This is a genomic window from Rathayibacter tanaceti (genome assembly GCF_001634385.1).
GTDB classification, from domain to species: Bacteria; Actinomycetota; Actinomycetes; order Actinomycetales; family Microbacteriaceae; genus Rathayibacter; species Rathayibacter tanaceti.
In genome coordinates this window covers 1-1174 of record NZ_LIIN01000265.1, presented here as the reverse complement: position 1 = coordinate 1174, position 1174 = coordinate 1, and the positions used below count along the sequence as shown (strand labels likewise).

Here is a 1174-nt window from a genome sequence, read left to right as displayed (position 1 = left end):
CGGAGCGCGCGCCCGCCTCATCGGCCCCGGCGCGGGAGCATCGCTCGACCTGCCCGCGCACGTCTCGACCTCGAGCGGACCGAGCCTGCAGCCGACCTCGAACGACGCGACCCGGAGTCGTTGGCGTACGTCATCTTCACCTCCGGCTCGACCGGCGCACCGAAGGGCGCGATGATCCGCCACGGCGCCATCGCCAGCCGCATGCGATGGCAGATCGACCAGGTGCTGCGCTTCGGTGCCGACGACGCGAGCCTGTTCAAGGCGCCGCTCTCGTTCGACATCTCGATCAACGAGGTGCTGCTGCCGCTCTGCTCCGGCGGCGCCGTCGTCGTCGCCCGCGACGGCGAGGAGCGCGAGCCCGAGCGTCTGCTGCAGCTGATCTCGCAGCACGGCGTCACCTTCACGTACCTCGTCGCGTCGATGCTCGACGCGATCCTCGACAACGACGCCCTCGCCTCGCGGCCCCGCCTGGCGGGCCTCCGGCACGTCTGGTGCGGCGGGGAGCTGCTGACGCCCGAGCTGTTCGACCGGTTCCGGAAGCAGCTCCCGGAGGCCACGATGTACCACGGCTACGGACCCGCGGAGGCCACGATCGGCGTCTCGCACGTGGTGTACCGCGGCGATCACGTGCGCAGCACCACCTCGATCGGCCGTCCCAACCCCGGATGCCGCCTGTACGTGCTCGACCGTGCCCTGCGCCCGGTGCCGACGGGAATGGCGGGCGAGCTCTACGCCGCGGGCGACCTGCTGGGTCGGGGATACGTCAACGCCCCCTCGCTGACCGCGTCGCGGTTCGTGGCGAACCCGTTCCACGACCCGGCCGACCCCGCGAGCACTCTGCGGCTGTACCGCACGGGCGACCGCGCCCGGTGGAACGGCGACGAACTGGAGTTCCTCGGCCGCGCCGACAACCAGGTGAAGATCGGCGGCATGCGCGTCGAGCTCGAAGAGATCGAGCGGACGATCGCCGCGGCGCCCGCCGTGCGGGCCTGCGTCGTGGTCGTGCGCACGGCTCGCGTGCACGCCTACGTCGTCCCCGGCCCCGGCACGTCTGCGGCAGAGGCCGAGACAGCTGCCCGGGAGCGCGCGGCCGACACCCTGCCCCGGCACATGGTGCCCGCGTGGGTGACCGCGCTCGACGTCCTGCCGACGACCGCGAACGGCAAGGTCGACC

General features: G+C 72.7%; 1 protein-coding gene. It reads left to right on the top strand.

All coding sequences use genetic code 11. From position 1 onward, the window contains the following. Nucleotides 1-120: 120 nt before the first annotated feature. Nucleotides 121-1174 (top strand): AMP-binding protein (locus ACH61_RS15535; RefSeq protein ID WP_236713727.1); only part of this gene is annotated, 1054 nt, incomplete at its 3' end.